Annotated in this window: 26 protein-coding genes and 1 pseudogene; 13 read left to right on the forward strand and 14 right to left on the reverse strand. The window is 60.8% G+C overall.

The genetic code is table 11. From position 1 onward, the window contains the following. The 5 genes and pseudogenes from glyA to ACR0AC_RS20640 all read right to left on the reverse strand — a co-directional run. Positions 1 to 223: pseudogene (gene glyA / locus ACR0AC_RS20620) on the reverse strand (serine hydroxymethyltransferase); the annotation flags it as partial. Positions 224 to 285: 62 nt separating this feature from the next. After that, complete coding sequence (locus tag ACR0AC_RS20625) at positions 286 to 1,257, reverse strand: 2-hydroxyacid dehydrogenase (RefSeq protein ID WP_480875811.1); 972 nt, start codon at positions 1,255 to 1,257, stop codon at positions 286 to 288. After that, complete coding sequence (gene sucD / locus ACR0AC_RS20630; protein ID WP_170456675.1) at positions 1,257 to 2,144, reverse strand: succinate--CoA ligase subunit alpha; 888 nt, start codon at positions 2,142 to 2,144, stop codon at positions 1,257 to 1,259. Before sucD ends, ACR0AC_RS20625 begins: the two co-directional genes overlap by 1 nt. Further along, positions 2,144 to 3,340: a malate--CoA ligase subunit beta gene (locus ACR0AC_RS20635; protein ID WP_480781969.1), complete on the reverse strand. Its 1,197-nt coding sequence runs from the start codon at positions 3,338 to 3,340 to the stop codon at positions 2,144 to 2,146. The genes sucD and ACR0AC_RS20635 overlap by 1 nt, the downstream gene beginning before the upstream one ends. Positions 3,341 to 3,355: 15 nt before the next feature. Further along, the gene (locus ACR0AC_RS20640) at positions 3,356 to 4,597 is read right to left on the reverse strand and encodes a pyridoxal-phosphate-dependent aminotransferase family protein (protein WP_480875815.1); all 1,242 of its coding nucleotides are present in this window, start codon (positions 4,595 to 4,597) and stop codon (positions 3,356 to 3,358) included. 219 nt (positions 4,598 to 4,816) lie between these two features. On the opposite strand from ACR0AC_RS20640, the gene ACR0AC_RS20645 reads away from it, so the two are divergent. The 3 genes from ACR0AC_RS20645 to ACR0AC_RS20655 all read left to right on the forward strand — a co-directional run bounded on the left by ACR0AC_RS20645 (position 4,817) and on the right by ACR0AC_RS20655 (position 6,054). Further along, positions 4,817 to 5,446 carry a response regulator transcription factor gene (locus tag ACR0AC_RS20645; protein WP_480875817.1) on the forward strand — a complete coding sequence of 210 codons (630 nt, stop codon included), beginning with the start codon at positions 4,817 to 4,819 and terminating at the stop codon, positions 5,444 to 5,446. Positions 5,447 to 5,524: 78 nt separating this feature from the next. After that, positions 5,525 to 5,752 carry a hypothetical protein gene (locus ACR0AC_RS20650; protein ID WP_170456669.1) on the forward strand — a complete coding sequence of 76 codons (228 nt, stop codon included), beginning with the start codon at positions 5,525 to 5,527 and terminating at the stop codon, positions 5,750 to 5,752. Positions 5,753 to 5,838: 86 nt separating this feature from the next. After that, on the forward strand, positions 5,839 to 6,054 hold the full coding sequence (locus tag ACR0AC_RS20655; protein ID WP_480875819.1) for a hypothetical protein: 216 nt from the start codon (positions 5,839 to 5,841) through the stop codon (positions 6,052 to 6,054). Here the strand turns inward: ACR0AC_RS20655 and ACR0AC_RS20660 are convergent. The 5 genes from ACR0AC_RS20660 to ACR0AC_RS20680 all read right to left on the reverse strand — a co-directional run bounded on the left by ACR0AC_RS20660 (position 6,051) and on the right by ACR0AC_RS20680 (position 10,593). After that, complete coding sequence (locus tag ACR0AC_RS20660) at positions 6,051 to 6,737, reverse strand: ABC transporter ATP-binding protein (protein WP_480875822.1); 687 nt, start codon at positions 6,735 to 6,737, stop codon at positions 6,051 to 6,053. The two genes, ACR0AC_RS20655 and ACR0AC_RS20660, sit on opposite strands and share 4 nt — an antisense overlap. Continuing rightward, positions 6,734 to 7,483, reverse strand: a complete 750-nt coding sequence (locus ACR0AC_RS20665) for an ABC transporter ATP-binding protein (protein ID WP_170456662.1) — start codon at positions 7,481 to 7,483, stop codon at positions 6,734 to 6,736. The genes ACR0AC_RS20660 and ACR0AC_RS20665 overlap by 4 nt, the downstream gene beginning before the upstream one ends. After that, the gene (locus tag ACR0AC_RS20670) at positions 7,476 to 8,459 is read right to left on the reverse strand and encodes a branched-chain amino acid ABC transporter permease (protein WP_170456660.1); all 984 of its coding nucleotides are present in this window, start codon (positions 8,457 to 8,459) and stop codon (positions 7,476 to 7,478) included. Before ACR0AC_RS20670 ends, ACR0AC_RS20665 begins: the two co-directional genes overlap by 8 nt. Beyond that, positions 8,456 to 9,376 carry a branched-chain amino acid ABC transporter permease gene (locus tag ACR0AC_RS20675; protein ID WP_480627371.1) on the reverse strand — a complete coding sequence of 307 codons (921 nt, stop codon included), beginning with the start codon at positions 9,374 to 9,376 and terminating at the stop codon, positions 8,456 to 8,458. Before ACR0AC_RS20675 ends, ACR0AC_RS20670 begins: the two co-directional genes overlap by 4 nt. Positions 9,377 to 9,462: 86 nt before the next feature. Continuing rightward, on the reverse strand, positions 9,463 to 10,593 hold the full coding sequence (locus ACR0AC_RS20680; protein ID WP_170456656.1) for an ABC transporter substrate-binding protein: 1,131 nt from the start codon (positions 10,591 to 10,593) through the stop codon (positions 9,463 to 9,465). 202 nt (positions 10,594 to 10,795) lie between these two features. Here ACR0AC_RS20680 and ACR0AC_RS20685 point away from each other — a divergent pair, with 202 nt between their 5' ends. The 4 genes from ACR0AC_RS20685 (at position 10,796) to ACR0AC_RS20700 (ending at position 16,223) form a co-directional block, all read left to right on the forward strand. Further along, the gene (locus tag ACR0AC_RS20685; RefSeq protein WP_480875826.1) at positions 10,796 to 11,809 is read left to right on the forward strand and encodes an Ldh family oxidoreductase; all 1,014 of its coding nucleotides are present in this window, start codon (positions 10,796 to 10,798) and stop codon (positions 11,807 to 11,809) included. 39 nt (positions 11,810 to 11,848) lie between these two features. Further along, positions 11,849 to 12,967, forward strand: a complete 1,119-nt coding sequence (locus tag ACR0AC_RS20690) for an aminotransferase (protein WP_480875828.1) — start codon at positions 11,849 to 11,851, stop codon at positions 12,965 to 12,967. 218 nt (positions 12,968 to 13,185) lie between these two features. Then, positions 13,186 to 14,910 carry a type I secretion system permease/ATPase gene (locus ACR0AC_RS20695; protein WP_480875831.1) on the forward strand — a complete coding sequence of 575 codons (1,725 nt, stop codon included), beginning with the start codon at positions 13,186 to 13,188 and terminating at the stop codon, positions 14,908 to 14,910. Continuing rightward, positions 14,907 to 16,223, forward strand: a complete 1,317-nt coding sequence (locus ACR0AC_RS20700; RefSeq protein WP_480875834.1) for an HlyD family type I secretion periplasmic adaptor subunit — start codon at positions 14,907 to 14,909, stop codon at positions 16,221 to 16,223. Before ACR0AC_RS20695 ends, ACR0AC_RS20700 begins: the two co-directional genes overlap by 4 nt. Here the strand turns inward: ACR0AC_RS20700 and ACR0AC_RS20705 are convergent, their stop codons facing one another. Further along, positions 16,224 to 16,940 carry a glutathione S-transferase family protein gene (locus ACR0AC_RS20705; RefSeq protein ID WP_480586742.1) on the reverse strand — a complete coding sequence of 239 codons (717 nt, stop codon included), beginning with the start codon at positions 16,938 to 16,940 and terminating at the stop codon, positions 16,224 to 16,226. It lies immediately after the preceding gene. Between the two features lie 137 nt (positions 16,941 to 17,077). On the opposite strand from ACR0AC_RS20705, the gene ACR0AC_RS20710 reads away from it, so the two are divergent. Beyond that, positions 17,078 to 17,464, forward strand: coding sequence for a winged helix-turn-helix transcriptional regulator (locus ACR0AC_RS20710; protein WP_170524556.1), 387 nt, complete (start codon positions 17,078 to 17,080; stop codon positions 17,462 to 17,464). Here ACR0AC_RS20710 and ACR0AC_RS20715 read toward each other — a convergent pair. Genes ACR0AC_RS20715 through ACR0AC_RS20725 form a run of 3 tightly spaced genes read right to left on the reverse strand, consistent with a single transcriptional unit; the run spans position 17,451 to position 20,447 of the window. Further along, positions 17,451 to 18,449, reverse strand: coding sequence for an ABC transporter substrate-binding protein (locus ACR0AC_RS20715; protein WP_480586739.1), 999 nt, complete (start codon positions 18,447 to 18,449; stop codon positions 17,451 to 17,453). The genes ACR0AC_RS20710 and ACR0AC_RS20715 overlap by 14 nt on opposite strands. Continuing rightward, a complete protein-coding gene (locus tag ACR0AC_RS20720; protein ID WP_480875838.1) occupies positions 18,428 to 19,789 on the reverse strand; it encodes a sensor histidine kinase in 1,362 nt (453 codons plus the stop codon). The genes ACR0AC_RS20715 and ACR0AC_RS20720 overlap by 22 nt, the downstream gene beginning before the upstream one ends. Beyond that, on the reverse strand, positions 19,779 to 20,447 hold the full coding sequence (locus ACR0AC_RS20725) for a response regulator transcription factor (protein ID WP_170456638.1): 669 nt from the start codon (positions 20,445 to 20,447) through the stop codon (positions 19,779 to 19,781). The genes ACR0AC_RS20720 and ACR0AC_RS20725 overlap by 11 nt, the downstream gene beginning before the upstream one ends. A 108-nt stretch (positions 20,448 to 20,555) precedes the next feature. On the opposite strand from ACR0AC_RS20725, the gene ACR0AC_RS20730 reads away from it, so the two are divergent. From ACR0AC_RS20730 to ACR0AC_RS20750, 5 genes are all read left to right on the forward strand, one after another. Next, positions 20,556 to 21,533, forward strand: a complete 978-nt coding sequence (locus tag ACR0AC_RS20730) for a tripartite tricarboxylate transporter substrate-binding protein (RefSeq protein WP_170456636.1) — start codon at positions 20,556 to 20,558, stop codon at positions 21,531 to 21,533. Between the two features lie 67 nt (positions 21,534 to 21,600). After that, positions 21,601 to 22,083 (forward strand): tripartite tricarboxylate transporter TctB family protein, encoded by a 483-nt coding sequence (locus ACR0AC_RS20735; RefSeq protein ID WP_170456634.1) that lies wholly within the window; start codon positions 21,601 to 21,603, stop codon positions 22,081 to 22,083. Position 22,084: 1 nt separating this feature from the next. After that, positions 22,085 to 23,596 (forward strand): tripartite tricarboxylate transporter permease, encoded by a 1,512-nt coding sequence (locus ACR0AC_RS20740; protein ID WP_480875842.1) that lies wholly within the window; start codon positions 22,085 to 22,087, stop codon positions 23,594 to 23,596. After that, on the forward strand, positions 23,586 to 24,773 hold the full coding sequence (locus ACR0AC_RS20745) for a CoA transferase (RefSeq protein WP_170524575.1): 1,188 nt from the start codon (positions 23,586 to 23,588) through the stop codon (positions 24,771 to 24,773). The genes ACR0AC_RS20740 and ACR0AC_RS20745 overlap by 11 nt, the downstream gene beginning before the upstream one ends. Further along, the gene (locus ACR0AC_RS20750; protein WP_170524579.1) at positions 24,770 to 25,540 is read left to right on the forward strand and encodes a citryl-CoA lyase; all 771 of its coding nucleotides are present in this window, start codon (positions 24,770 to 24,772) and stop codon (positions 25,538 to 25,540) included. Before ACR0AC_RS20745 ends, ACR0AC_RS20750 begins: the two co-directional genes overlap by 4 nt. Position 25,541 lies beyond the last annotated feature (1 nt).

Below are 25,541 nucleotides of genomic sequence, written 5' to 3' on the forward strand. Positions count from 1 at the left end.
AGCCGCCATAGTAGCGCCGACCGGGATAGCCTTCGGCGTATTTGTTGGTCATGACCGAGCCCTGCGCCTCCATCACGGCGGCAGAGACGATATTCTCGGACGCGATCAGCTCGATCTCGTCGCGCTGGCGGCCCAGCTCGGATGTGATCGAGCCAAAAAGTTCCGGGTCGCGGTCGGACAGGGATTGGGTGAAAAAGCCATTGGAACGGTGGGGGGCGTTCACGTGGAAACCTCCTGAAGAAGCCTCCCGACCGGATCACGGCGGGAGGAAGTTTGGGGAACAGTTCAGATCACGCGGTCGCGGGGCGTGCGACCGGCGAAGAAGTCACTCAGGTTGTCCAGCACCCGAAACCCCATCGCCTCACGCGCTTCCTTTGTGGCGCTGCCGAGATGGGGCAGCATCACAAGGTTGTCGCAATGCAGCAGGTCCGAACAAACGCGGGGTTCGCCGTCGAATACATCCAGCGCGGCACCACCGATCATGTCGAAGGTCAGGGACTGAACCAGCGCCCGTTCATCGATGACCTCGCCGCGTGCGGTGTTGATAAGGAAGGCGTCCGGTTTCATCAGATCCAGCCTGCGCGCATTGATCAGGTGCCGGTTCGCGGCCCCGCCGGGGCAATGCAGCGAGACAAAGTCGCAAAGCGGCAGCAACTCATCAATCGATCCGACCTGAGTGGCATCGCACCGCGCTAACACGTCCGGGTCCACCGGGCTGAGGTTGTAAACCAGCACCTCCATGCCAAAGCCATGATGCGCGCGGCGGGCCATTTCCTGACCGATGCGGCCATATCCGATGATGCCCAGCGTCTTGCCGCTGACCTTGGTCCCGACCAGATGCGTGGGCCGCCAGCCGGTCCAGTTGCCCGAACGCAACTCGCGTTCGCCTTCTCCGGCGCGACGGGCCACCATCAGCAACAGGGTCATGGCGATATCGGCGGTGCATTCAGACAGCACGTCGGGTGTATTGGTGACGGTCATGCCAAGCTCGCGCGCCGACGGCTCGCAGATATGGCTGTAGCCGACACCGTAATTGGCAAGGATCTTGGTCTGCGCACCGGGCACGTCCAGCGCCTCGGCGCTGAGCGTGTCGGTGACGGTGGGCAGCACCGCGTCATAGGATTTCAGGGCCTGCCGGATCTCAGACGGGGACATGGGTTTGTCGCCGGTGTTCAGAACCGCGTCGTAGTTCTCAGCCAACTGCGCCTCGACGGCGGCTGGCCAGCGGCGGGTGACAAGAACAGAAGGTTTGACCATCACGCAGCCTCCATGACCCGAGCGATTGTTTCACCGATCACCGCCGGATTTTCGGCAACGGTCACACCGGCGGCAGACAGAATCTCGACCTTCTCGCTGGCGCTTTCGCCAAAGGCTGAGATGATCGCGCCCGCATGCCCCATGGTCCGGCCCTTGGGCGCGGTCAGACCCGCGACGTAGGCGATCACCGGCTTGGTGATGTGGTCGCGGATGTATTCCGCCGCCTCGGCTTCCTGAGGGCCGCCGATCTCACCGATCATGGCGATGACATGGGTGTCTTCGTCGTCCTCGAACCGCTGCAGGATATCCTTGAAGGACGATCCGTTGATCGGGTCGCCGCCGATACCGACACTGGTCGACACACCAATCCCGCGCTCTTTCAGCTGTGCGGCGGCTTCATAGCCCAGCGTGCCAGACCGCCCGATGATCCCCACATGGCCGGGCAGATAGATATGCCCCGGCATGATCCCCAGCAGCGCCTTGCCGGGTGAGATCGTACCCGCGCAGTTCGGCCCAGTCAGAACCATGCGTTTGTCCTTGGGATAGCGGTACATGTACCGTTTCACCCGGATCATGTCCTGCGCCGGGATGCCGTCGGTGATGCAGACGCAGTAGCGGATACCGGCATCTGCGGCCTCCATGATCGAATCCGCCGCAAAGGGGGGCGGCACGAAGACAAGGCTGGCATCTGCGCCGGTCGCTTCAACGGCCTGTTTGACGGTGTCAAAGACCGGAACGCCTTCGACGGTTTCGCCGCCTTTGCCGGGCACCACGCCGCCGACGACATTGGTGCCGTATTTCAGCATGTCCTTGGTGTGGAACCGGGCCATGCGCCCGGTGATGCCCTGCACGATGACGCGCGTATCACGATCGAGAAGAATGCTCATTACACAGCCCTCATCTTGGTGTTTTGGGACAAATCGTTGCGCCATGCGCCCACGGCGCGTTCGGCGGCTTCCATTAGTGTGGTGGCGCGGATGATCGGTAAGCCGGATTTGGCGAGGATTTTCTGGCCTTCTTCGACATTTGTTCCGGCCAGCCGCACGACCACGGGAATGTCGAGGTCCAGTTCTTTCAGCGCCTGAACCACACCTTCGGCCACCCAGTCGCAGCGGTTGATGCCCGCGAAGATGTTCACAAGGATTGCCTGCACGTTGTCATCCGACAGAACCAGCCGGAAGGCTTTGGCCACCCGCTCGGGCGAGGCACCGCCGCCGATATCGAGGAAGTTGGCAGGCTCACCCCCGGCCAGCTTGATCGTGTCCATCGTCGCCATCGCCAGCCCGGCGCCGTTCACGATACAGCCGATATTGCCGTCCAGCCCGACATAAGACAGACCGCGATCCGCTGCGCGGCTTTCGCGGGGGTCTTCCTGGCTTTTGTCGCGCAGCTCGGCGATCTGGGGATGACGGAACAGGGCGTTGTCGTCAAAGCTCATCTTGGCGTCCAGCGCCAGAACGCGGTCGTCGCCGGTGATGACCAATGGGTTGATCTCGACCATGGTGGCGTCCAGATCGCTGAAGGCAGCGTAGCAACCTTGCAGGGTACGCACCATTTGCTGGATCAGCTTGGGTTCCAGACCCAATTTGAACGCAATCTCGCGGGCCTGAAACTCCTGCAGCCCAACCGCCGGTTCGACAATCGACCGCACAATGCTGTCGGGACGGTCGGCCGAGATATCCTCGATCTCCATCCCGCCTTCCGAGGAGGCGACGATCATCACGCGCTGGCTTGAGCGGTCCAGCACAAACCCCAGATAGATCTCGCGGTCAATCGGCACGGCGGCTTCGACATAGACGCGGTAGATGCCTTTGCCTTCGGGGCCGGTCTGATGCGTGACCAGCTTGCGGCCAAACAGGTCATCGCAAGCCTGATAGATCTCGTTTTCGGTGTTGCACAGCTTGACACCACCCGCCTTCCCGCGCCCGCCCGCGTGGACCTGCGCCTTGACGATCCACTTGTCGCCGCCCAGTTCGCGCGCCCGATAGGCTGCTTGTTCGGGGCTGTAGGCCAGCGCGCCCGTAGGCACGTCGACACCGAAATTCGAAAGGACTTCCTTGGCCTGATATTCATGGATATCCATCTGATCCGCTCCTGATTATGCAGCGATTGAGGTGCCGTAACGGCTTTCCAAAAGGGCTTCGATTGCGTCCGCGTCGACCTGGCCGCCCAGTTCCCGAATGGCTTCGGCAAACAGGCGCACGATCCGGCTGACCGCCTCGCGGTTCAATTGGTTGAGGATACCGATCCGCACCTGCACCGGCGCGCTGAGCGTCGGCCATATGCCAAAGCCCCGTGCGCGGCAGTTTTGCACCAGCTCCATCTCGCGGCCCGCCAGTTCGGGCGGCAGGTTCAGCACGATCAGGCTGGGCATGTCCGACGTGACCTGACACCCCATCTCGATGACCGCATCGCGCAGAACGCGCTCGTGGGTCCGGTACGACATCGACCGTTTGGCCAGACCTTCGATCAGCGTCAGGCGCAGGGATTCATGGAACGCTGCCACCGCATAGGCCGAATGGGTGCGGTGATAGGTGCCTTTCTCGACGTCCTGCCCGTTAACGATGCCCCAATGGCGGGCCTCGAAGATTGGGTTGTGGACGTAAGAATACGCTCCGGTTGCCTTTAGCGAGTCGATATAGGCATCGGTGAAGCTGATCGGCGCGTAAGTCAGTGGCAGGCAGCACAGGCCCTTTTGCGGGCAGGACGCCCAACCCGCAACGCCCGGAAAATCATCGATTGAGAAGTCATCGACGCCCAGCGAGGACACCGCGTCGATCAGACCCATCGCGCCGTGGCGCTGACAGGCATCCGAGAACCCGCGCAGATCATTGACGCGGCCCGAGCCGGTTTCCCAATGCGCCATGAACGCCCATTTGGGTTTGTGCTCGGCCAGCGCGGCCTCGACCATCTCGCCTGTCACCGGCTGGCCATGGGGTACGTCGATCACCGTTACGCTGGCGGCTTGGGGATCAAGGGGGTTGGCGGCATGCTCTTGCGGCGTGGCGGCCTTGATCCGCAGGGTCAGCGCGTCGATGCCGGAAAAGGTGCCGTTGGCAAAGGCCACAACTTTGTCGCCGGGCATAACGGCCGAGAACATGGCGTCCAGCGCGCTCCAACCCGTGCCGGCGACAGCGAAAGTATAGACGTTCTGTGTTCCCCAGATCTTCCGCAGCATGTGCTTGCATTCGATCATGCCGCGCAGCACATCACCCTGCATGTGATCCGCAACACCTGCCCTGGCGAAGGCCTGAAGCACGCGCGCATCCGTGTTGCCTGGTCCGGGACCCGCAGCAAGGGTCTTGGGGATTTCGAGCGGAGGGTAAATCTGGAATGTCATACTGTGTCATCCTCGGCTGTGGAGCGGGCGGCGCGCCCGAACTGTTTTGTTGCCGTGTAGAAAACGCAGACTTGCCCTATGACGCAACGTAACTTACTACTGCTTTTGGATGCCCAATAGTATGGGTTTATACCTACCCATAGTGGTAAAAATACCGAGGTATACAAAAGATTGGCCCACCCAAATGGGTAGGTTCTCGGAAAATCAGGGCAAAATCATATGGTTGAACTTCCAAGACCTCCGATCGAGATCATGCTGGCGGACAGCAACCCGTTGGTTCTGTCTGCCATGTCGGAAATCTTTGAGCGGGATCCGCGATTCTCTTTGGTGGCCACATCCGCTACTGCCGAGGGGTTTCTGGGAACGGTGATGCGTGTGCCCGTTCACGTGGGCGTGGTGGACTGGACGCTGCCGGTTCTGGGGGCCGCCAAGCTGATCGAAGTGCTGCGCGATCAGGCCAACGCACCACGGTTCGTCGTCTATGGTGAAGCGGGCGGAGATATTCCGCGCCTGGCCATGCAAGCCGGGGCTGCCGGTTTTGCCCCCCGGTCCGGCGCTGTCGAGGGGCTGCTGGAAACCTGTGCCGAGGTTGCTGCCGGAAAGATGGTGTTCCCCTTCATCGACGTCCGGAAGATGCAGCAGGACCCGATAGAAAGCCTGTCGCGCAAGGAACGCGCAATCCTCGACGCGCTGGCGCAGGGTATGTCCAACCGCGAATTGTCGAAGGAACTACAGATTTCGACAAACACGGTAAAGTTCCACCTGTCGAATATCTACGAAAAGCTCTCGGTCAAAAACAGGACGCAGGCAATTGCGCAGTTCTATTCGGCCCGGATACCCAAAGGCTAGACCCGCTTGTTCGCAGGTGGAATTCACGCGGTTTTCAGGGCAAACTGATCCTGCACGCCCATGGCAGGAGGTCCCGGAATGCCCCAATACAACGATATGTTCGAACTATCGGTCGAGGATATGGACCTGATCGAACAGGCATTGCGACAGGCGATGACGTCTTATGCCACCGAAATTACCGGGAATTCCAACGAAGACCGCGCAAACCTTGAGGATACGGTGCGCCGGATGCATGACCTTCTGGGCCGACTGCATGACCAGAAAATCTTCTACCGACCCAAGCAAGGGACCTATATTGGCGGCTGACTGGACACATTCTGCCTCGTGCGCATTCGACAAAGTGATTTGGCAAGTCGCGGCCAAATCGGTTCAATGACAGTAGGAGGCGTGCCATGCAAAAACCGGAACGGTTCGAGAAATTCTATTTCGCCAAGGTCGGAATGGGCGAAGCCTGCGGCTGCGCCGAACGGGTCATCGACGTGTACGAATTCAACCGCAAAGGCGGTGCGCAGGCAAAGCAGGCATTGAAACAGGGCAAGCGCAAGCGTCGGTCATTTCGGTCATGGGCGTTGAAATACGGGCTGCTCAGCCGCAAACCCAAGGCTTAAATCCCGACATATCTTTGCGAAATCTCCGGGGTCAGTTCGGCCATTGTCCCCTGCCACACGGTTTTTCCGCGTTCCAGGATCACCGCGCGATCTGAAATTGCCGAGAGCTCTTTCAGCGACTTGTCGATAACAAGAATGGCCATGCCCGTGTCGCGTTTCAGCCGGGCAATTGCGGCCCAGATTTCCTGCCGGATGATCGGGGCCAAACCTTCGGTGGCTTCGTCCAGTATCAAAAGCTGCGGATTTGTCATCAACGCGCGCCCGATGGCCAGCATTTGTTGTTCGCCCCCTGACAGGGATGCGGCGCGCTGACCCGAACGTTCCGCCAGTCGTGGGAACAACGCACCCACCGTTTGCAACCTCCATTCGCCGGGGCGTGCAGCTGCGATCAGGTTTTCGCGCACGGTCAGGTCGCGAAAACAGCGCCGGCCTTCGGGCACCAGCCCGACCCCAAGACGGGCCACCTTATGGCTGGGCAACATGTGCAACGCGCGCCCCGCAAACTCCAGACGGCCATCCGAAGGCATCATGCGGCAGATCGCGCGCACGGTGGTGGTCTTACCCATGCCGTTGCGCCCCATCAGAGCCAGAACCTCACCCGCATCCAGTGACAGGTTTACGCCAAACAGGGTTTGCGACGGACCGTAAGAGGCAGTCAGGTTTTCAACGCACAGAAGGCTCATGCGCTGTCTCCCAGATAGGCGTCCTGCACCTCTTGCGACCTGCGGATGTCATCGACGCTGCCCGTGGCGATGATCCGGCCATAGACCAGAACGCTGATCCGGTCTGCCAAGGCAAAGACCGCGTCCATATCATGTTCAACCAGCAGAATGGGGGCCTCGGCGCGCAGCCCGTCCAGAAAGCCTGTCATCGCTTTGGACCCTTCCGCACCCAGCCCGGCCATCGGCTCATCCATGACAAAGGCCTTTGGGTTCAGTGTCAGGGCAACGGCCACTTCAAGCTGGCGGCGCTGGCCATGCGAAAGGTCCGCGCAGCGGGTATCCCTGACATCGGCAAGCCCGACACGGTCCAACGCCTCTGTCGCGCGCGCATTCAGGTCAGCCTTGCGCGTGACCGGGCGAAACAGCGACCAAGCGCCCGAGGTCGCACCGATGGCCCCCAGAAGCACATTCTCGAAAACGCTGTCTTCCATCGCCAGGGCCGAGATCTGGAATGTCCGGCCCAACCCTGCCTGCGCGCGGGCGGCCGTGCTCAGGCCCGTGACGTCCTGCCCCATCAAATCGACGCGGCCCTGATCGGGGGCAAGGCTGCCGCTGATCTGTCCGATCAGGGTGGATTTTCCCGCCCCGTTCGGGCCAATGATGGCGTGTATCTCACCCGGTTGCAGATCGATCGAGACATCGTCTGTTGCTGTCAAAGCGCCAAAAGATTTCGTCAGGCCATGCGTGGCAAGGATCGGCTCAGACATGCGCGCCCTCCTTACCCGTCAACAGGCCAATCACCCCGCCGCGCCCGAACAGGACGATCAACAATAGGATCGTGCCCAGCCAGACGTGCCAGAAATCGGTCAGGCCACCCAGCCAGTGCTCTAGCGCCACAAAGATCACCGCGCCGATGACCGGCCCCATCAACCGCCCGACCCCACCGATCACGATCAGGATGATCAGCTCACCCGACAGTTGCCAGCTGAACATGGTGGGGGAGACAAACCTGTTGAGATCGGCAAACAATGCCCCCGCCAACCCCGTGATCGCGCCCGAGATGACAAAGGCCACCAGTTTCAGGTGCATCGGGTTCAGGCCTACGGTTTCCACCCTCTCGGGAGTCTGGCGAGCGGCGTTCAGGGCCAGCCCGAAAGGTGAATTGCGCAAGCACCATTGCAGCAAAAGCGCCAGGCACAAGGCAACAAAGCACAACCCGAAGAACTGGATCGGGTCCAGCGTATTCAGCCCCGGAAACCCGTTGCGCACGTAGATCGACAGGCCGTCTTCGCCGCCATAAGTGCCCCAGGAAATGGCGAAGTAGTAGAACATCTGCCCAAAGGCGAGGGTAATCATGATGAAATACACGCCCGTCGTGCGCAGGCTGAGCAGCCCGATCACCCATGCGGCCAGAGCGGAAATCACCGTCGCCGTCAGCCAGATCACCGGCATGGATTTCGTGCCTTCTATCGTGAACGGCCCCAATTCCAGCGGCACATAGGTTTGCGCGTGATAGGCAAGAATGCCCATCGAATAGCCGCCCAACCCGAAGAAAGCCGCATGTCCAAAGGAAACCATGCCACCGATGCCAAGCGCTATGTTCAGACCCACCGCCGCCAGCGCCAGGATCACGGCCCGGGTGGTCAGGGTGATCGTGAAAATCTCATCCACGCTCAGCGCCCAAAGTGGCAGCGCCACAAGGCCCGCAATCACGACCCAGTTGATAAGGCGTTCCGAGATCATGCGCGCGCCCCGAACAGGCCAGAGGGTCGCCAGATCAAAACGATGCTCATCAGGATATAAACCGACATCGAGGCAAGCGCTGAGCCGGTTTGCGTGGCCGCGCCGCTGTCCATGAACAGCTTGAACAGCTCGGGCAGGAAGATGCCGCCCAGCGTGTCCGTCAGCCCCACCAGCAGCGACCCGATAAACGCGCCCCGGATCGAGCCGATGCCGCCGATCACGATGACCACAAAGGCAAGGATCAGCACCGGCTCGCCCATCCCGACCTGCACCGATTGGATCGCGCCGACCAAGGCTCCGGCAAGCCCCGCTAGCGCTGCGCCGAGGGCAAAGACCAGCGTGTAAAGCTTCGAAATATCGACACCCAGTGCGGCGATCATCTCACGATCATTCTCGCCTGCACGGATCTGGATGCCGATACGCGTACGCGCCGTCAGCCACCACAGGCCAAGCGCCACCACAAGGCCGATCCCGATCAGGACTAGACGGTATAGCGGGTATTGGATACCGCCCGGCAGCGTCACAGGGCCCGACAGGTAATCGGGCACATCCAGAAACAAAGGGAAGGACCCAAAGACGTACCGGGTGCCCTCGGAAAAGATCAGGATCAGCGCAAAGGTCGCCAGCACCTGATCCAGATGCGCCGCTTTGTAAAGCCGCCTGATCACCACCGTCTCGATCAGCGTTCCGGCCATGGCCGCCGCCGCCAAAGCCGCGATCAGCGCCAGCAGGAACGAACCTGTCGCACCCGCAACCCAAGCGGCCGCGAAGGCGCCAACCATATAGAGCGACCCGTGCGCGAGGTTGATCAGGCCCATGACGCCAAAGATCAGGGTAAGGCCCGCTGCCATCAGAAACAGCATGACACCGAACTGCAATCCGTTCAGGACCTGCTCGATAACAAGTAGTGTGGACATCACGCGTTCCGGTGTCCCGAATCCGATCCGGGAGGGTTGGTCAAAGGACGAAGGGGAAGCCCCGGGATCAACCCCGGGGCGTGGTGCTACATGCTACAGTCAGCAGCATATGCGTCGGAATGGTTCTCAAGCGCGGTGCCGATGATCTTGTTGGTGAAGACATCGCCTTCCTGAACGACCTCGCGCGCATAGATCGTCTGTACCGGATGGTGGTTTGGACCAAATGAGAAATCGCCGCGCGTGCTGTCGAAATTCGCGGCCCGCAGCGCCTCGCGGAACGCGTCCGCATCGGACACGTCTGCGGCCTCGATGGCCGAGATCAGCAGGTTCGCCGTGTCAAAGCCCTGGCTGGCATAGAGCGACGGCAGACGTCCGTATTCCGCCTGAAAGCTTTCGACAAAGGCCGCGTTCGTCGGGTTGTCGATATCCTTGTTCCATTGAGACGTATTCACCACCCCAAGTGCCGCATCCCCGACCGCTTGCAGAATCCCCTGATCAAAGCTGAACGCAGGACCCACGACCGGAATGTCCACGCCACTGTCGGCATATTGCTTGAGGAAGGAAATCCCCATGCCGCCGGGCAGGAAGAAATACACGCTGTCCGCGCCCGAGGCGCGGATTTGCGCGATTTCGGCGGCATAGTCGGTCTGACCCAGCTGGGTATAGACCTCGCTCGCTACATCGCCTTCGAAGGTCCGCTTGTATCCGGTCAGGGCGTCGGTCCCGGCGGGATAGTTCGGGGCCATGATGAAGCTGTTGCTATAGCCTGCGGTATTGGCATAGGCGCCCGCAGCCTCGTGCAGGTTGTCGTTCTGCCATGCGACATTGAAATAGTTGGGGTGACACCCCTTACCGGCCAGCGGCGAGGGTCCGGCATTCGGAGACAGGTAGAACTTCCCCTGCGCCGTGACCGAGGGCACAACGGCCATGGCAAGGTTCGACCAGATGATACCGGTCAGCACATCCACCTTTTCGGACTGGATCATCTTGTCGGCAAGCTGCACCGCGATATCCGGTTTGCGCTGATCATCCTCGATGACAACTTCGATATCGTCGCGGCCCGATTGCTGGATCGCCAGCATGAACCCGTCGCGCACGTCGATGCCCAGACCGGCCCCGCCGCCCGACAGTGTGGTGATCATGCCCACCTTGGTCTCGGCTAGCACCGGGGCTGCCATCAAAATGGCGGCCGCCGTTGCCATAAGAATCTTCTTCATCTTGGTTCTCCCCGTCACGTGTTTTCGTCTTTATGCCAAGTGTTAAGCATTCTTTGGACCCGGCTTTCAATTCAAATCGCTGCCCCCTGCCCCGGAAAACCGGCGCGTCGCCCTTTCAAACCTATGAAAGACATGCAAAGCTCGGGCCGCAGGCCAGATCCGAACCGGCCCCAATTGCAGCCTGAAAGCAAAGGATTTTTCTGTGGCACACGCTTCGACACGAACCCTTTCGCTGACCGAAATCCGGTCTTTGGCCAAATCAGTGCTGATCCGCGCCGGTATGGATGAGCGTGGCAGCGACGTTCTGGCCGATATTGTCACACAATCCGAACGCGACGGGCCGCGCAGCCACGGCCTGCGCAACCTGCCGGTCTATGTGCAAAGCTTCACCTCGGGTTATGCCAACCCGTCCGCGCAACCGGAAATCAAGCGCATCGCGCCGGGTGTTCTGCGTGGCGACGGGGACAACGGGTATTATCAGATCGCAGCCACCGCCGCCCGTGACGAGCTGATCGCCATGGCGCGCGAGAATGGCATTGCCGCCTTCACCTGTGCCAATTGCCACCATCTGGCCGCCCTGCGGTTCGATACGGAACCTCTGGCCGAGGCGGGTTTGGTGGCGCTCGCCGTGGTCAACTCACTGTCTTTGGTGGTGCCGCAGAGCGGACAACGCCCGGTGTTTGGCACCAACCCCATGTCTTTTGCCTGCCCGCGCGACGGGGCCGAACCGGTGGTGTGGGATCAGGCATCCTCGGCCGTTGCGTTTCTGGATATCAAGATGGCCGCTGCCGAAGGGCATGACCTGCCGCACCCCGCCGGGCTGGATACCGAAGGCAACCCGACTGCGGACCCGAACGCCATTCTGGAAACCCGCAGCCTGCTGCCCTTTGGCGGTCACAAAGGGGCCGGAATTGCCTTTCTGGTTGAGGTTTTGGGCGCAGCCCTTGCAGGCGGCACCCTGTCCGTCAATAACGACGCGCGCGAGGCGCATGGCGCGCTGAACATCAAGGGCGGCGCAACATTGATCGCGCTGGACCCGGCGCGATTTGGCAATGATGCGTTTGCGGACTACATCGCCCGGATCTGCGCCGAAATCGAAGGCAATGGCGACGCCCGCGTTCCCGGTGACGGACGGCTAAGACGGCGGGCCGAAGCCCAAGAAAATGGCGTGGCCGTCAGTGTTGATGTTCTGGACCAGCTTGAGGCGTTGATCTAAGGACAGCCAAGGCAGCACACGACTCAAGGACCCTCAGCCATGTATATCGAACCTTTCGGCGTCGAGATTTGGATGAACGAATGGGAAACCAGATGCGACTGGAATCTGGCCGAAACCTGCGTGGAAAGCCTGACCATTCAGGAATTGCTGACCCTGACAGGCCGAAACGCAACCGACCTGTCCGAGCTTCTGGACCTGAAAATGACCTATGGCGCCATCGAAGGGTCCGACCGGCTGCGCCGCGCCATTGCGGCGCTGTATGAAAACCAGTCGGTTGAAAACACAATCGTCACCCACGGCACGATCGGGGCCAATATGCTGATCCATAAAACTCTGGTCTCACGCGGAGACCGGGTTGTGGCCGTGGTGCCGACCTATCAGCAACACTACTCAATCCCCGCCAGCATCGGCGCGGATGTGCATCATCTTCAGCTGCGCGAGGAAAACGAATTCCTCCCCGATCTGGACGAGTTGCACGCCCTTGTGACACCAGAGACAAGGCTGATCGCGCTGAACAACCCCAACAACCCAACCGGCGCGTTGATGGACCGGGCCATGTTGGAAGACATCGCCGACATTGCCCGCGCGGCGGATGCGTGGATTTTGTGTGATGAGGTGTATCGGGGCACCGATCAGGACGGCTCGGGCATCAGCGCGTCGATTGCCGACATCTACGAAAAAGGCATCAGCACTGCGGGCATGTCCAAAGCGTACTCACTGGCGGGTTTGCGGCTGGGCTGGATCGCCGCACCAACCGAGGTGATCGAGGCGGTGACCATTCACCGCGACTATGACACCATCTCGGTCGGGATGATCGACGATCACTTTGCTGCGCTGGCGCTAGAGAACAAGGACAAGCTTCTGGCCCGCAGCCAGCGGATCACGCGCGGCAATCTGGAAATCCTGCGGGATTGGGTGGCGCAGGAACCAAAAATCACCTGGGTCAAACCAAAATCCGGCACCACTGCCCTGCTGAAATACGACCTGCCCATCAGTTCCCGCGATTTCTGCGTAAAGCTGTTGCAGGAGACCGGCGTGATGTTCACCCCCGGATCAGCCCTTGGGATGGAGGGCTATGTGCGCATCGGCTATGCCAACGGTCCTGAAATCCTGAAACAGGGCTTGTCCCGCGTGTCAGAGTTTCTGGCAGCAAGATAAGCCCGGCGACCACGACAAAGGCGCGCCACCTTGTGCGGATTTCCCCGGCAAGGCGGATGCTCGCCAAGGGAATGGCCGAAAGCCGCCGCTACTTTGCCTTGTGATTTGCAATTTCTTCCTCGAAAAAGGATTGGTTCTTCGCAACAATGGCCGGGCATTCTTTGCCTCCGGCCCAACCTGATTGATGTGGATTTTGAATTTTGAGACCCCAGCACCAAATGCCGGCTGCCCCACGTCATGAACTGCGCAATACGCGCAATCAGGGTATGACCTTTCTGGCGCTAGCCTTTCTGTTCAGCATCTTCGTAAATCTGCTGATGCTGACCGGGCCGTTGTTCATGCTGCAGGTCTATGACCGTGTTCTGGGCTCGCGCGCGGTCGAAACACTGACGGCACTGTTTCTGCTGGTCGCGCTGCTTTACGGCCTTATGGCCATGCTGGATTTTGCGCGCGGGCGCATCGTTGCGCGGTTTGGTGCGCGGTTCCAGTCGCAGTTGGACGCGCGGGTGTTTGACGCCACGCTGCGCCGGTCACTGAACCCACAGGCCCGTGCGGCCCCGGCAACGGCATTGCGCGATCTCGAGTCGATCCAGAACCTGTGTGCGTCGCCGGTTTTGCTGGCCGTGATGGATATCCCATGGACCCCGGTGTTTCTGGCCGCGATTTTCATCTTTCACCCGCTGCTGGGCTGGCTGGCCGTCGCGGGTGGCGGGTTGCTGATCGTGATTGCGCTGCTGAATCAGGCCCTGACCCGCCGCAAAGTGGCCGAGGCGCAGGCCGCATCAGCGCGCGCAAACGCCTTTTCCGAACATGCGCGTCAGGCGGCCGAAGTCGTCCGCTCGCAAGGGATGCAGCAGGACGTGACGCTGCGCTGGCTGAACCAGCGCTCGGACGCGCTGCGCCAGACCATTGCGGCCAGTGACTGGACCGGCAGCTTTACCTCGCTGACCAAATCGCTGCGCCTGTTCCTGCAATCGGCCATGCTGGCGCTTGGGGCCTGGCTGGTGTTGCAGAACGAACTTTCACCCGGTGCGATGATTGCCGGGTCGATCCTGCTGGGCCGCGCGCTGGCACCTGTCGAACAATCAATCGGACAATGGGGCATGGTCGAAAAGGCCCGTAGCGCCTGGGCCTCTCTAAACCAGTTTCTGGACCAGACCCCGCCCGAGGCTGAACGGACCAAGCTGCCGACACCTGCAGCGCAACTGGCGGCAAAGGGACTGACGGTCATCCCGCCGGGTGCCACTGCACCGACCTTGCGCAATGTCACGCTGAACCTTGAACCCGGAACTGCGCTTGGTGTGATTGGCAAAAGCGGGTCGGGCAAGACCACACTGGCCAAGGCTTTGCTGGGTCTCTGGCACCCCACCGCGGGTGAAATTCGTCTGGGCGGGGCCACGCTGGACCAATATGATCCTAACGATCTGGGTCAGCACATCGGGTATCTGCCGCAGCAAGTCACCCTGTTCAACGGATCGGTAGCCGAGAACATTGCGCGCATGTCCCAGAACCCCGATTCTCAGGCCGTGGTCGATGCCGCCAAAAAGGCGAACGCGCACGAGCTGATCCTGTCTCTGGAAAAAGGCTACGACACGTTTCTGGAAGGCAATGACAGTCAGTTATCGGGCGGTCAGAAACAGCGCATCGCACTGGCCCGCGCCCTTTATGGGGATCCGGTGTTGTTGATTCTGGACGAGCCGAACTCGGCGCTGGACGCAGACGGCACCGAGGCGCTGAATGCCGCTGTGCGCGGGCTGAAAGCCGCCGGGAAGTCGGCGATCATCATGACGCACCGGCCGCAGGCGATCTCGGAATGTGACAATCTGGCGGTGGTCGAGAAGGGGCAAGTGGTCAAATTCGGTACCCGCGACGAGGTTCTGAATGCCATGGTCCAGAATGCCGGGGCGATCAAACGAAATCTCAGCCAGGTGACTTCGGGATGACGGACACTTCGAAACCGGATGGGCGTTCCGCGTGGCGGATTACGCTGCCTGCCATGGTCGGCTTTGCTGCGCTGTTTTTTCTGGTGGGCGTGCTTGGTGTCTGGAGCGTCACACAACGTCTGGCCGGGGCCATCGTTTCGTCCGGTGTGATCGAGGTGCAAAGCAACCGTCAGGTCATACAGCACCCCGACGGCGGTGTGGTCGGCGAGATTTTCGTGCGCGACGGTGCTGTTGTCTCCAGCGGAGATTTGCTGCTGCGGCTAGACGACACCTTCCTGTCGTCGGAAAAGACCATTGTCGAAGCGCAGCTGTTCGAGCTGCTGGCCCGCCGTGCCCGGCTTGAGGCCGAACGCGACAATGCCGCGCCCGAAGACCTGGCCACCCATCTGCGTGAAGTTCAACAGGAAAACGGCATCGCCCCGGACCTGATCGACGGGCAACAACGCCTGTTCGACGCGCGGCTGAACACCTTGGCCCAGCAGACCGAACAGCTGAGCAAACAGTTGGTGCAAACCGAAAGCGAGATTGACGGAACCGAGGCGCAGCTTGTCTCGCTGCGCCGTCAGGTCGATCTGATCCAGCAAGAGCTTGAGGATCAGCAAAGCCTGCTGGACCGCGGCCTGACCCAAGTCAGCCGGGTACTGGCCCTGCAACGGGAAGAGGCCAACCTGACCGGCGAAATCGGACGGCTTGAGGCCGCAGTGGCCCGGTTGAAAGGTCAGATCGCGGCGACCGAGATTCAAATCCTCGAACTGGCCGCCACACGCCGGGAAGAGGCGATCACCACATTGCGCGACGTGCAATCTCAGGTCGCGGAGTTGTCGGAACGGCGTTTGTCCCTGACCGAGCGTCTGTCACGGCTGGATATCCGTGCACCGGTTTCGGGCACGGTTTACGACAGTCAGGTATTTGCGCTGCAATCGGTGATCCAACCGGCTGAACCGATGATGTATGTGGTGCCGCAGGACACGCCTTTGGTGGTGGCGGCACGGGTGGACGCGATCCACGTGGATCAGTTGCATGTGGGCCAACCGGTCGCCCTGCGCTTTCCTGCCTTCAATCAGCGGGAAACGCCCGAGATTGACGGGCATGTGATCAACGTCTCGGCCGACACATTCACCGACGATCAGACCGGCTTTACCTTTTACCGGGCCGAGCTTGTGCCGGATGACGGGCAGGTCGAACGTCTGAACGGTCAGGCATTGCTGCCCGGCATGCCGGTCGAAGCGATGATCAAGACGGATGAGCGCACCCCCCTGTCCTATCTGGTCAAACCGATGTCCGATTACTTCAACCGCGCCTTCCGCGAGTGATCAGCTTTTGACATCACCCGAGAACCGCGCGGCGTTTTCCCTGGCGAATGCGCTGGCATCGGCATCAGCATCCCAGAACTGCGGGTTGGCCTTGGGAATGGTCAGCGCCCTCTGAACCGCAGGGCGCGCGTCGATGCGATCAAACCACGCGTTCAGATGCGGCAGGTCATCCACCTTCACCCGAGCCCATACATACGCCCGCGCCCAAGGATACAGCATCATATCCGCAATCGTGTATTCCCCCGCCGCGATCCAGTCGCGCCCGTTCAGGCGATCATTCATCACCTCCATCAGCCGGCGGCTTTCGTCGACATAGCGGCGGATGGAAAACGGCTCTTCATGGCCGTTCGGGGCAGCGATGTGCTGAAAATACATTGCCTGCCCCATCATCGGCCCAACATGGCCAACCTGAAACAGCATCCACTGCATGACCTCGGACCGCTTGACCGGATCGGACGGCAGGAATTTTCCGTATTTCTCGGCCAGATGCCACAGGATCGCGCCGCTTTCGAAAATCGCCCGCCCTTCGGTCCGGTCTTCGATCGTGGGGATTTTGCCATTGGGGTTCAGGGCCAGAAACTCGGGCGTTTTCTGTTCCTGCTTTGAGAAATTGATATGAGTCAGGTCATAGGGAATACCTGCCTCTTCCAGAAAAATGACAGGTTTGTAACCGTTCATGGTTCCGGCGGTGTACAGATGAATTTCGGCTTGGGACATGGTCATCCTCAGTGCGTTCGGGGTTTGCGGGCGGCCATGCCGGGTCGGGCTTGGCGTATCGTGAACCTGTGAATTGCGGAAAGGAAAAGCAACCAGTATACTTTTTGTAGCCTAGTAATCCGGAAAAGGCGCGAAAGATGCGGGCACAGATCAATCAGGACAAAGATGGGCGTCGCATCGCCACCAATGCCTGCGCCGAACCTTGCGCGATAGAACGTGGAATGCGGATCATCGGCGGCAAGTGGACCGGGTCCATTCTGTGGCACCTCAAGGATGGGCCTGTGCGCTTTAACGACCTGTCCCGCATGATCGGAGGTGCCAGCAAGAAGATGATCGCCGAACGCCTCAGGCAGCTTGAACAGCAAGGGCTTATCCACCGACGCGTGATGAACACCGCACCGGTTTCGGTTCAGTATTCGATCACCGCGTTCGGCCAGACAGCATTGGGCTTTCTGGATGAGTTGAGGAAATGGAGCGATCAGTTGCCGCCCGCATTGACAGCGTCCGACCCTACCTCTGAATAACCGCGTTTTCCCAGTCGCTCAGGAATTTCCGCCGTTTCAGCTGATCGAGATAGGTCAGCAATGCAGGGCCCAGAACAATCGTCCCGCGCGCGTTTGCGGCCCCGCCCGATTGCAGCGTCGGCAGCGAGGCCGCGCCGCCCGCGTTTTGCGCGATCAGATAGCGCACGAACAGCTCGGCGGTTTGGGGTTCCGGAGTACCCGCCAAACCCATCGCCGTGCGCATCATTGTGGTTTGGAAATCCGTCGGCAGGATGACCTGCAGCACACCATCCCGATCCGCTCGTCCCGCCGCGTAGCTGCCAAGCACGTTATAGGCGACGGAAATGGTGCCATCCGTCAAATCGTCGATCATCGCACCTGAACAGCAATACAGATGAACGCCGAGGCCTCCCATCACCTCCATCAACCGCCAATAGGTTTCCGAGGCCCGCGCGTCCTGCGTTGCAAACAGATAGCCCAACCCCGAGTCCCGAATATCATAGGTCCCGACCTTACCGCGAAAATCCTGCGGACGGGCGCGCAGGATCTCGATCAACTCCTGCCGGGTTTCGGGGATCGGCCCGCCTTCGAAAGCGGCACGGTTGATCACGATTGAGGCCGGTTCCGAGGTAAACGCAAACAGGCTGTCATGCCATTGCGCCCAGTCCGGATGGGGTATGTCCGTCAGCGGCAGACCAAACCCGTCATTGGCCAGTTTCAACTGCAGGTCCATCGCGCTTGAGATGACGATGTCAAACGCATCCGGGTCGGCGCGGACCAGACGGTCGATATCGGCGGTGGTGGTCACAAGATACTCGATCCCGATCATTGGATTTTCGGAAATGAAACCCTCGATCAGTGGCGCAAACAACACCGTGTCGGTACTGGACAGAACGCGCAGAACCGGACCACCGGCATCCGCGTTGAACACCTGCCGATCTTCCCAGTCCTGAGCCGACACAGCGCAGGGCAACAAAAGAAACGCTAAAGCAATAAGGTAACGCATGCGCCGCCCTCCTGCCGGTTGCTGAGGGTCAGTGTGCCCCCATGCGCCGTCGCCACATCCTGCGCAATCGTCAGACCAAGACCGGATCCGATGGTTCCAATGGCGTTCTGGCCGCGTTCAAACCGGCGGGTCAGCAGGTCAATCTCGTCCGGTGGGAAACCCGGCCCCTGATCGCTGACAGTGACTTTGGGCGGGGTTGTGACCTCGATCCTGACGGTGCTGTCGGCGGGTGCGTATTTCAGGGCGTTGTCGATCATGTTGCGCACCGCATTCTGGATCAGGATAAGATCGCCCGAACAAGGCACCGCCGGATCACCGGTCAGCGACAATGACAGATCCTTCATCTCGGCAATCGGTGTCAGGCGCTGGACCAGATCGCGGATCAGGGTGACCAGATCGATCTCTTCCCGCTCCAGATGATCGGCCCGGAAGGTGATCATCGCATGATCCAGCAACTGCCCCGCCGCGCGTGAACTTTCGTCGATGGCCCGCACCATCGACCGCAGCGCCTCGCGGTTTTCTTCCTTTTCCACGCGTTGCAACGTGGCATCCGCATAAGACCGGACCGTTGCCAAAGGCGTGCGAACACGATGCGCGGCCTCGGCAATAAATTCCTCGGACTGGCTGAGCGAGTGATCCAGCCGCCCCATCAGGGAATTCAGCGACGTCACCAGCGGCGCCATTTCCCGTGGCACCGGTTTTCGGAACGGGCTCAGGTCCTGCGGCCCCCGTCGCGTGACGGATGTGGTCAGCTTGTTCAACTGCCCAATGGTGGTGGAGGTCGCCCAAAAGGACAAGCCGGCGGCCAGGGCAAAGAACCCCAGCCCCAGCAAGGCAGCATTACGCGAGATCTGATCCAGCGTCTCGGCCAGCGCGTCCTGCGTTTGCCCCAAGGCCACTTCTACCTGTGTCCGGGTGCCAAGCCCGACCAAGGTCCGGCTGGCGCTGACCTGCCTTATCGCCTCGCCCCGGACCTGACCCGAGCGGAAGGTCCAGCCACCGTCCGGGGTGCTGTTGGTTACGGGCAAATCGTCATAGCCGGACAAAAGCTGGCCGTCCTGAAAGATTGCATAAAACACCCTGTCATCCGACGGGGTGTTGAGCATGGAAAACGCAGCATAGGGGATATCGACCTCAAGCTCTCCGTCCCGCAGCGCCACAGCATCCAGGATCGAGGTGACCGACGCACCAAGGATATTGTCCTGCCCTTGCTGCGCCACGCGGGCCGCGTAGCTGCGCACGGCAAAGAACAGTAAAAGCGCCAGAATGGCCGCGCCTCCGATCAGGGTCAGCACCAGCCGGTTGCGTAAAGACCCCGAGACGGCAGCGCTAGCGGACATGATCCAACCTGTACCCCAGCCCGCGCAACGTGGTGATCTTCAGGTCCGAGCTTTCAAGATGCTTGCGCAGGCGGCCCACATAGACCTCAATAGCGTTATCCGAGACGTTGTCGTCATAGGAAAACAACCGATCCGCCAGCTTCTGTTTGGAAAACACCTGACCGGGGGCGTTCAGAAACAACTCCAACAGGCGCAGTTCGCGGTTGCGCAGCGACACGGTCTCGGACCCCACACCCAGATGACCCGCGACAGGGTCGAAAACGATCCCACCAATCTCAATCGTCGATTTGGCGATCCCTGATTTGCGCCGCAGCACGGCGCGACAGCGGGCCTCAAGCTCGGCATGATCGAAGGGTTTGGTGACGTAATCATCTGCCCCCAGATCGAGCGATCCGATTCGATCCGACACCTGACTGCGGGCGGTCAGAACGATGACAGGTGTGTCCAGATGACTGGCCCGATGCCGTTTCAGAAAGTCGCGACCGTCGCCGTCGGGCAGCATGATGTCCAGCAGGATCAGGTCATATTCCTCGGTGTCCACATAGGCCGTTGCATCATCCAGTTTCGCTGCATGATCAACGACATGGCCATCCAGCCGCATCCGCGAACTGATCGCATTCGCGAGGTCCATATTGTCTTCGACCAGCAGGAATTTCATGAGGCGTAAGCAGTATTTTCGCGCGTGACAGGTTGATGTCAGGTTGATGTGTTTTTCTTGACGATAATCTGAGCCGCCAAGCGGCCGGTTGTCAAATGGGAGGAAAACATGACGACATTCAAACTGGGCCGTCGCGCCCTGATCGCGGCTGTGGCCGCTGTTGGTCTTGCAGGGCCGACATTCGCGGATGAGGTTGTAGACAGCATCCACTTTCTGATCCCCGGCGGCGCAGGCGGCGGCTGGGACGGCACCGCGCGTGGAACCGGCGAGGCGTTGACCAAAGCGGGCCTTGTGGGCACCGCGTCTTACGAGAACATGTCGGGCGGCGGCGGCGGTAAAGCCATCGGTTATCTGATCGAAAACGCCGAAAGCAACCACGGCACGTTGATGGTGAACTCGACCCCCATCGTGATCCGCTCGCTGACCGGGGTGTTCCCGCACAACTTCCGCGACCTGACGCTGGTGTCCGGCACGATCGGCGACTACGCGGCCATTGTTGTCGGCAAGGACAGCCCGATCAACTCGATGGCGGACCTGCTGGCGGCTTATGACGCCGACCCGGGTGCAACGGCCATCGGCGGCGGCTCGGTCCCGGGCGGAATGGATCATCTGGTTGCGGCCATGGTGATGGAAGCGGCTGGCAAAGACGCGCTCGGCGTCAAATACATCCCGTATGACGCAGGCGGCAAAGCCATGGCAGCCCTGCTGTCGGGTGAGATCGCAGCACTGTCGACCGGTTTCTCGGAAGCCGTCGATCTGGCAAATGCAGGCGAGGTGAAGATCATCGGCGTGACTGCGGATGAGCGTGTGGACGCAGCGCCTGACGCGCAGACCATGATGGAACAGGGCATCGACACCACCTTTGTCAACTGGCGCGGCTTCTTCGCGGCCCCCGGCCTGCCCGAGGACAAGCTGGCCGCCTATCAGGACGCCATCGCCAAGATGTATGACACCCCCGAATGGGAAGAAGTACGCGCGCGCAATGGTTGGGTGAACATCCACAATTCAGGCGACGATTTCTCGGCCTTTCTCGAGCAGCAGGAACAGCAAATCAGCGATCTGATGAAAAAGCTGGGCTTCCTGTAAGCACCACCCATGGCAGAGCGGTTCGCCGCTCTGCCACACAAAAAGAACACGTAAGGGAGGGGATGTCATGGCGCTGGATCGCTGGATCGCGCTTGTTTTGCTTGGGGTCTGTCTGACCTATGGCTATGCCGCCTGGTTTACGATGGATGGCAGCCTGCCCCCCTTCATGCAGCGCAACCCTATTTGGCCAAGCACCTTCCCCAAAGTGCTGTCGATACTGGGCATCATCGCCTGCGTAATCATCCTGCTGGGGTTCGAAAAGTCCGAGCCGAAAGAGGCTGATATCGATTACCGGCGTCTGGCGGAGTATCATCTTGATCAAGCTTTGATGCTGCTGGCCCTGATGGTGATCTATGCCCTGTGCCTGCGGCCTGTTGGCTTTCTGATCTCAACCTCCGCCTTCCTGATCCTCGGCTCGTTCATTCTGGGCGAGCGCAAGTGGCATATCATGCTGCCTGTTGCCTTCATCGCCACCGGCGCGGTCTGGTATCTGGTTCAGGAAGTCCTTGGCATCTACATGCGCCCCCTGCCGGGCATTTTCGGAGGCTGATATGCTCGAAGGACTTCTGATCGGCCTGCAAACGGCATTCTCAATCCAAAACCTTCTGATGGTCATCGCGGGCTGTCTGATCGGCACCTTCATCGGCATGCTTCCCGGCCTTGGGCCGATGTCGATCATCGCCATCATGATCCCGGTTGCGATTTCGATGGGCGATCCGTCGGCGGCGCTGATCCTTCTGGCGGGCGTCTATTATGGCGCGATCTTTGGCGGCTCGACCTCATCCATTTTGCTGAACGCGCCGGGGGTCGCGGGCACCGTGGCTTCCAGCTTCGATGGCTACCCGCTGGCGCGGCAAGGCAAGGCCGGCAAAGCGCTGACCATCGCCGCCATCGCCAGTTTCGCAGGCGGCACATTGGGGGCCATTCTGCTGATGGTCTTCGCCCCTGCCCTGTCCTCGGTCGCGCTGCTGTTCCATTCGGCCGAATACTTCGCCCTGATGGTTGTGGGCCTGTCTGCCATTGCGGCCTTTGCCGGGTCGGGTCAGGTGGCCAAGGCGCTGATCATGACGATCCTCGGCCTGATCATGGCAACCGTCGGCGAAGGCGCTTTGTTCAACCTGCCCCGCTTCACCATGGGGATCATGGACCTGCAATCCGGCTTTGGCTTCATCACGCTGGCCATGGCGATGTTCGCCCTGCCCGAGGCGCTGTTTCTGGTTCTGAAACCCAAGGACCTGCAAGGCGATGATGGAGAGATCAAAGACTTGCGCATTACCAGGGACGAGGCCAAAGCCATCGCGCCCGTGATCGGTCGCCAATCGGTGCAAGGTTTCTTCATCGGCGTCCTGCCCGGGGCCGGAGCGACAATTGCCAGCTTCCTCGGCTATGCGGTCGAGCGCAACATTGCTCCGAAAGAAGAACAGGACGAGTTCGGCAAAGGATCGATCAAAGGCCTCGCTGCACCTGAATCCGCCAACAACGCGGCCTGTACCGGGTCATTCGTGCCGCTGCTGACGCTCGGCATTCCGGGATCCGGGACCACGGCGATCCTGCTGGGCGCTCTGATCGCTTTGAACGTGACCCCCGGCCCGCGCCTGATGCTGGATGAGCCACAGATCTTCTGGGCGGTCATCATGTCGATGTTCATCGGCAATCTGGTGCTGCTGATCCTGAACCTTCCGCTGATCCCGTACATCGCCAAAGTGCTGGCTGTGCCGCGCAACTACCTGATCCCGTTCATCCTGTTCTTTACGTTGATGGGCGCCTATATCGGCCAGAACAACGCCACCGAGTTGCTGATCCTCGTCGGCTTCGGCATCTGCGCCACCGCGTTGAAATTCGCCGACTACCCCCTGGCCCCGCTGCTGATCGGGTTCATCCTTGGCGGGATGATGGAGGATAACTTTGCCCGCTCGATGCAGCTGTATGATGGCATCGCCTTCATCTGGGAACGTCCGATGACGCTAGGCCTGCTGGTGATCGCCGTCCTTCTGGTACTGCTGCCCAGCTACCGCGCACGCCGGGCCAAGGCGCGGGCGGCCGGTGTTGCTGATGGCGACTGACCCTCTGGCCGGCATCCGCGTTCTGGATCTGACGAACGTGCTTGCCGGCCCCTATTGCTGTTATCAGCTGGCGCTGATGGGGGCCGAAGTGATCAAGGTCGAGCGCCCCGGTTCCGGCGATCTGGCCCGTGTGCTGGGGGCCGACCCCGAACGCAACAAGGCCGGGATGGGGATCAGTTTTCTGGCCCAGAACGCGGCGAAGAAATCCGTCACTTTGGACATGAAATCCGAACGCGGCAAGGCACTGCTGAAACGGCTTGTCCGCACGGCGGATGTTTTGGTCGAGAATTTTCGGCCCGGCGTGATGGATCGCTTGGGTCTGGGCTATGAGGTCCTGAAGGCCGAAAACCCCCGCCTGATCTACTGCGCCATCAGCGGCTTCGGGCAGGACGGGCCGCGCCGCGACGATCCGGCTTATGACCAGATCGTGCAGGGCATCAGTGGGATCATGTCGATCACCGGCGCGCCCGATACAGCGCCTTATCGCGTTGGGTATCCGCTGGCCGATACGGTCGGCGGGCTGACAGCGGCCTTCGCCATCACATCCGCCCTGAACGCCACCCCGCGCGGCGCGTTTCTGGATGTCGCGATGACCGAGGCGGTGATTTCCACAATGGGCTGGGTCGTGTCAAATTACCTGATCGGCGGCGTGACGCCCGCCGCGCATGGCAATGAGAACACAACCTCGGCCCCGTCCGGTACATTTGCCACCGCAGACAGCCCGATCAACATCGCCGCCAACCGGGATGAGCAATGGCAGGCCCTGGCCCGGCATCTGGGTCGCGAAGACCTGCTGACAAACCCCAACTACGCAACCCGCGAGGATCGGAAGAAAAACCGCCATGCCTTGCGCGCGGAGTTAGAGCGCACGCTGACCACGCGGCCAGCAAAAGAATGGGTGCAGGAGTTGAATGGCCTTGGGGTGCCCACTGGGCAGGTTCTGACCGTCGCCGATGCGCTCGACGACCCGCAATTGGCAGGGCGTGGTCTGATCGGGCCTCTGGACGTGCAGGGCGAAATCCTGCACCTGGCTGGCAGCCCGGTTGTCATGGACGGCACACGCAACCACCCAGAAACCGCGCCGCCGGATTTGGGGGCGGACAATGCCGCGATCTGGTCCGCGCTTGGCCTGACCCAGTCCGAGACCGACGCCCTGCAACAGGAGGGCGTGATTTGAGCGACGTCTCCGACTGGTGGAAAACCGCGATCATCGACATGGAACCGGGCCGGATTGACCTGCGCGGCGAGCCGATCCAAGACCTGATCGGCACCCTGAGTTTCGCTGAGATGATCTGGTTCATGCTGCGCGGCGACAGACCCAGCCCGGCGCAGGCCCATCTGTTCGAAGCCGCGCTGGTGGCCGCCGTGGATCACGGCCCGCAAGCGCCCTCAATCGCGGCGGCCCGAATGGCGGTGACCTGCGGTCTGCCCCTGAACAACGCGATGGCCAGCGCGGTCAACATGTTGGGGGACGTGCATGGCGGGGCCGGAGAGCAGGCGGTGCAGCTTTATCACTTTGTCGTGGATCACACGCAGGATCTGCCGGTTGCGTTGGATGACTGGATCACCACGCAGGGAAAGATCCTGCCCGGTTTCGGCCACCGTTTTCACACCCCAACCGACCCGCGCGCCCCGCGCCTGATGCAGTTGGTCACTGAAGCCGTCGATCAAGGGGCATGCAGCGGGGATTTCATGCGGATCGGACAGGCGATCGAGGGCGAACTTGCACATCGCAAAGGCAAACCCGTTCCGATGAATATCGATGGTGCTACGGCGGTGATCTATGCCGAGCTTGGCTTTGCCCCGCCGCTGGCGCGTGGGTTGTTCTGCCTGTCCCGCTCGGTCGGTATTCTGGCTCACGCGTGGGAGCAGATACAGCAAGGCGGGCGCAACAAGGGGCCGACACCGCCGCACTACCGATGGACCTATCTGAAAGACGAATAGC

Source organism: Ruegeria sp. H7, from assembly GCF_056532945.1.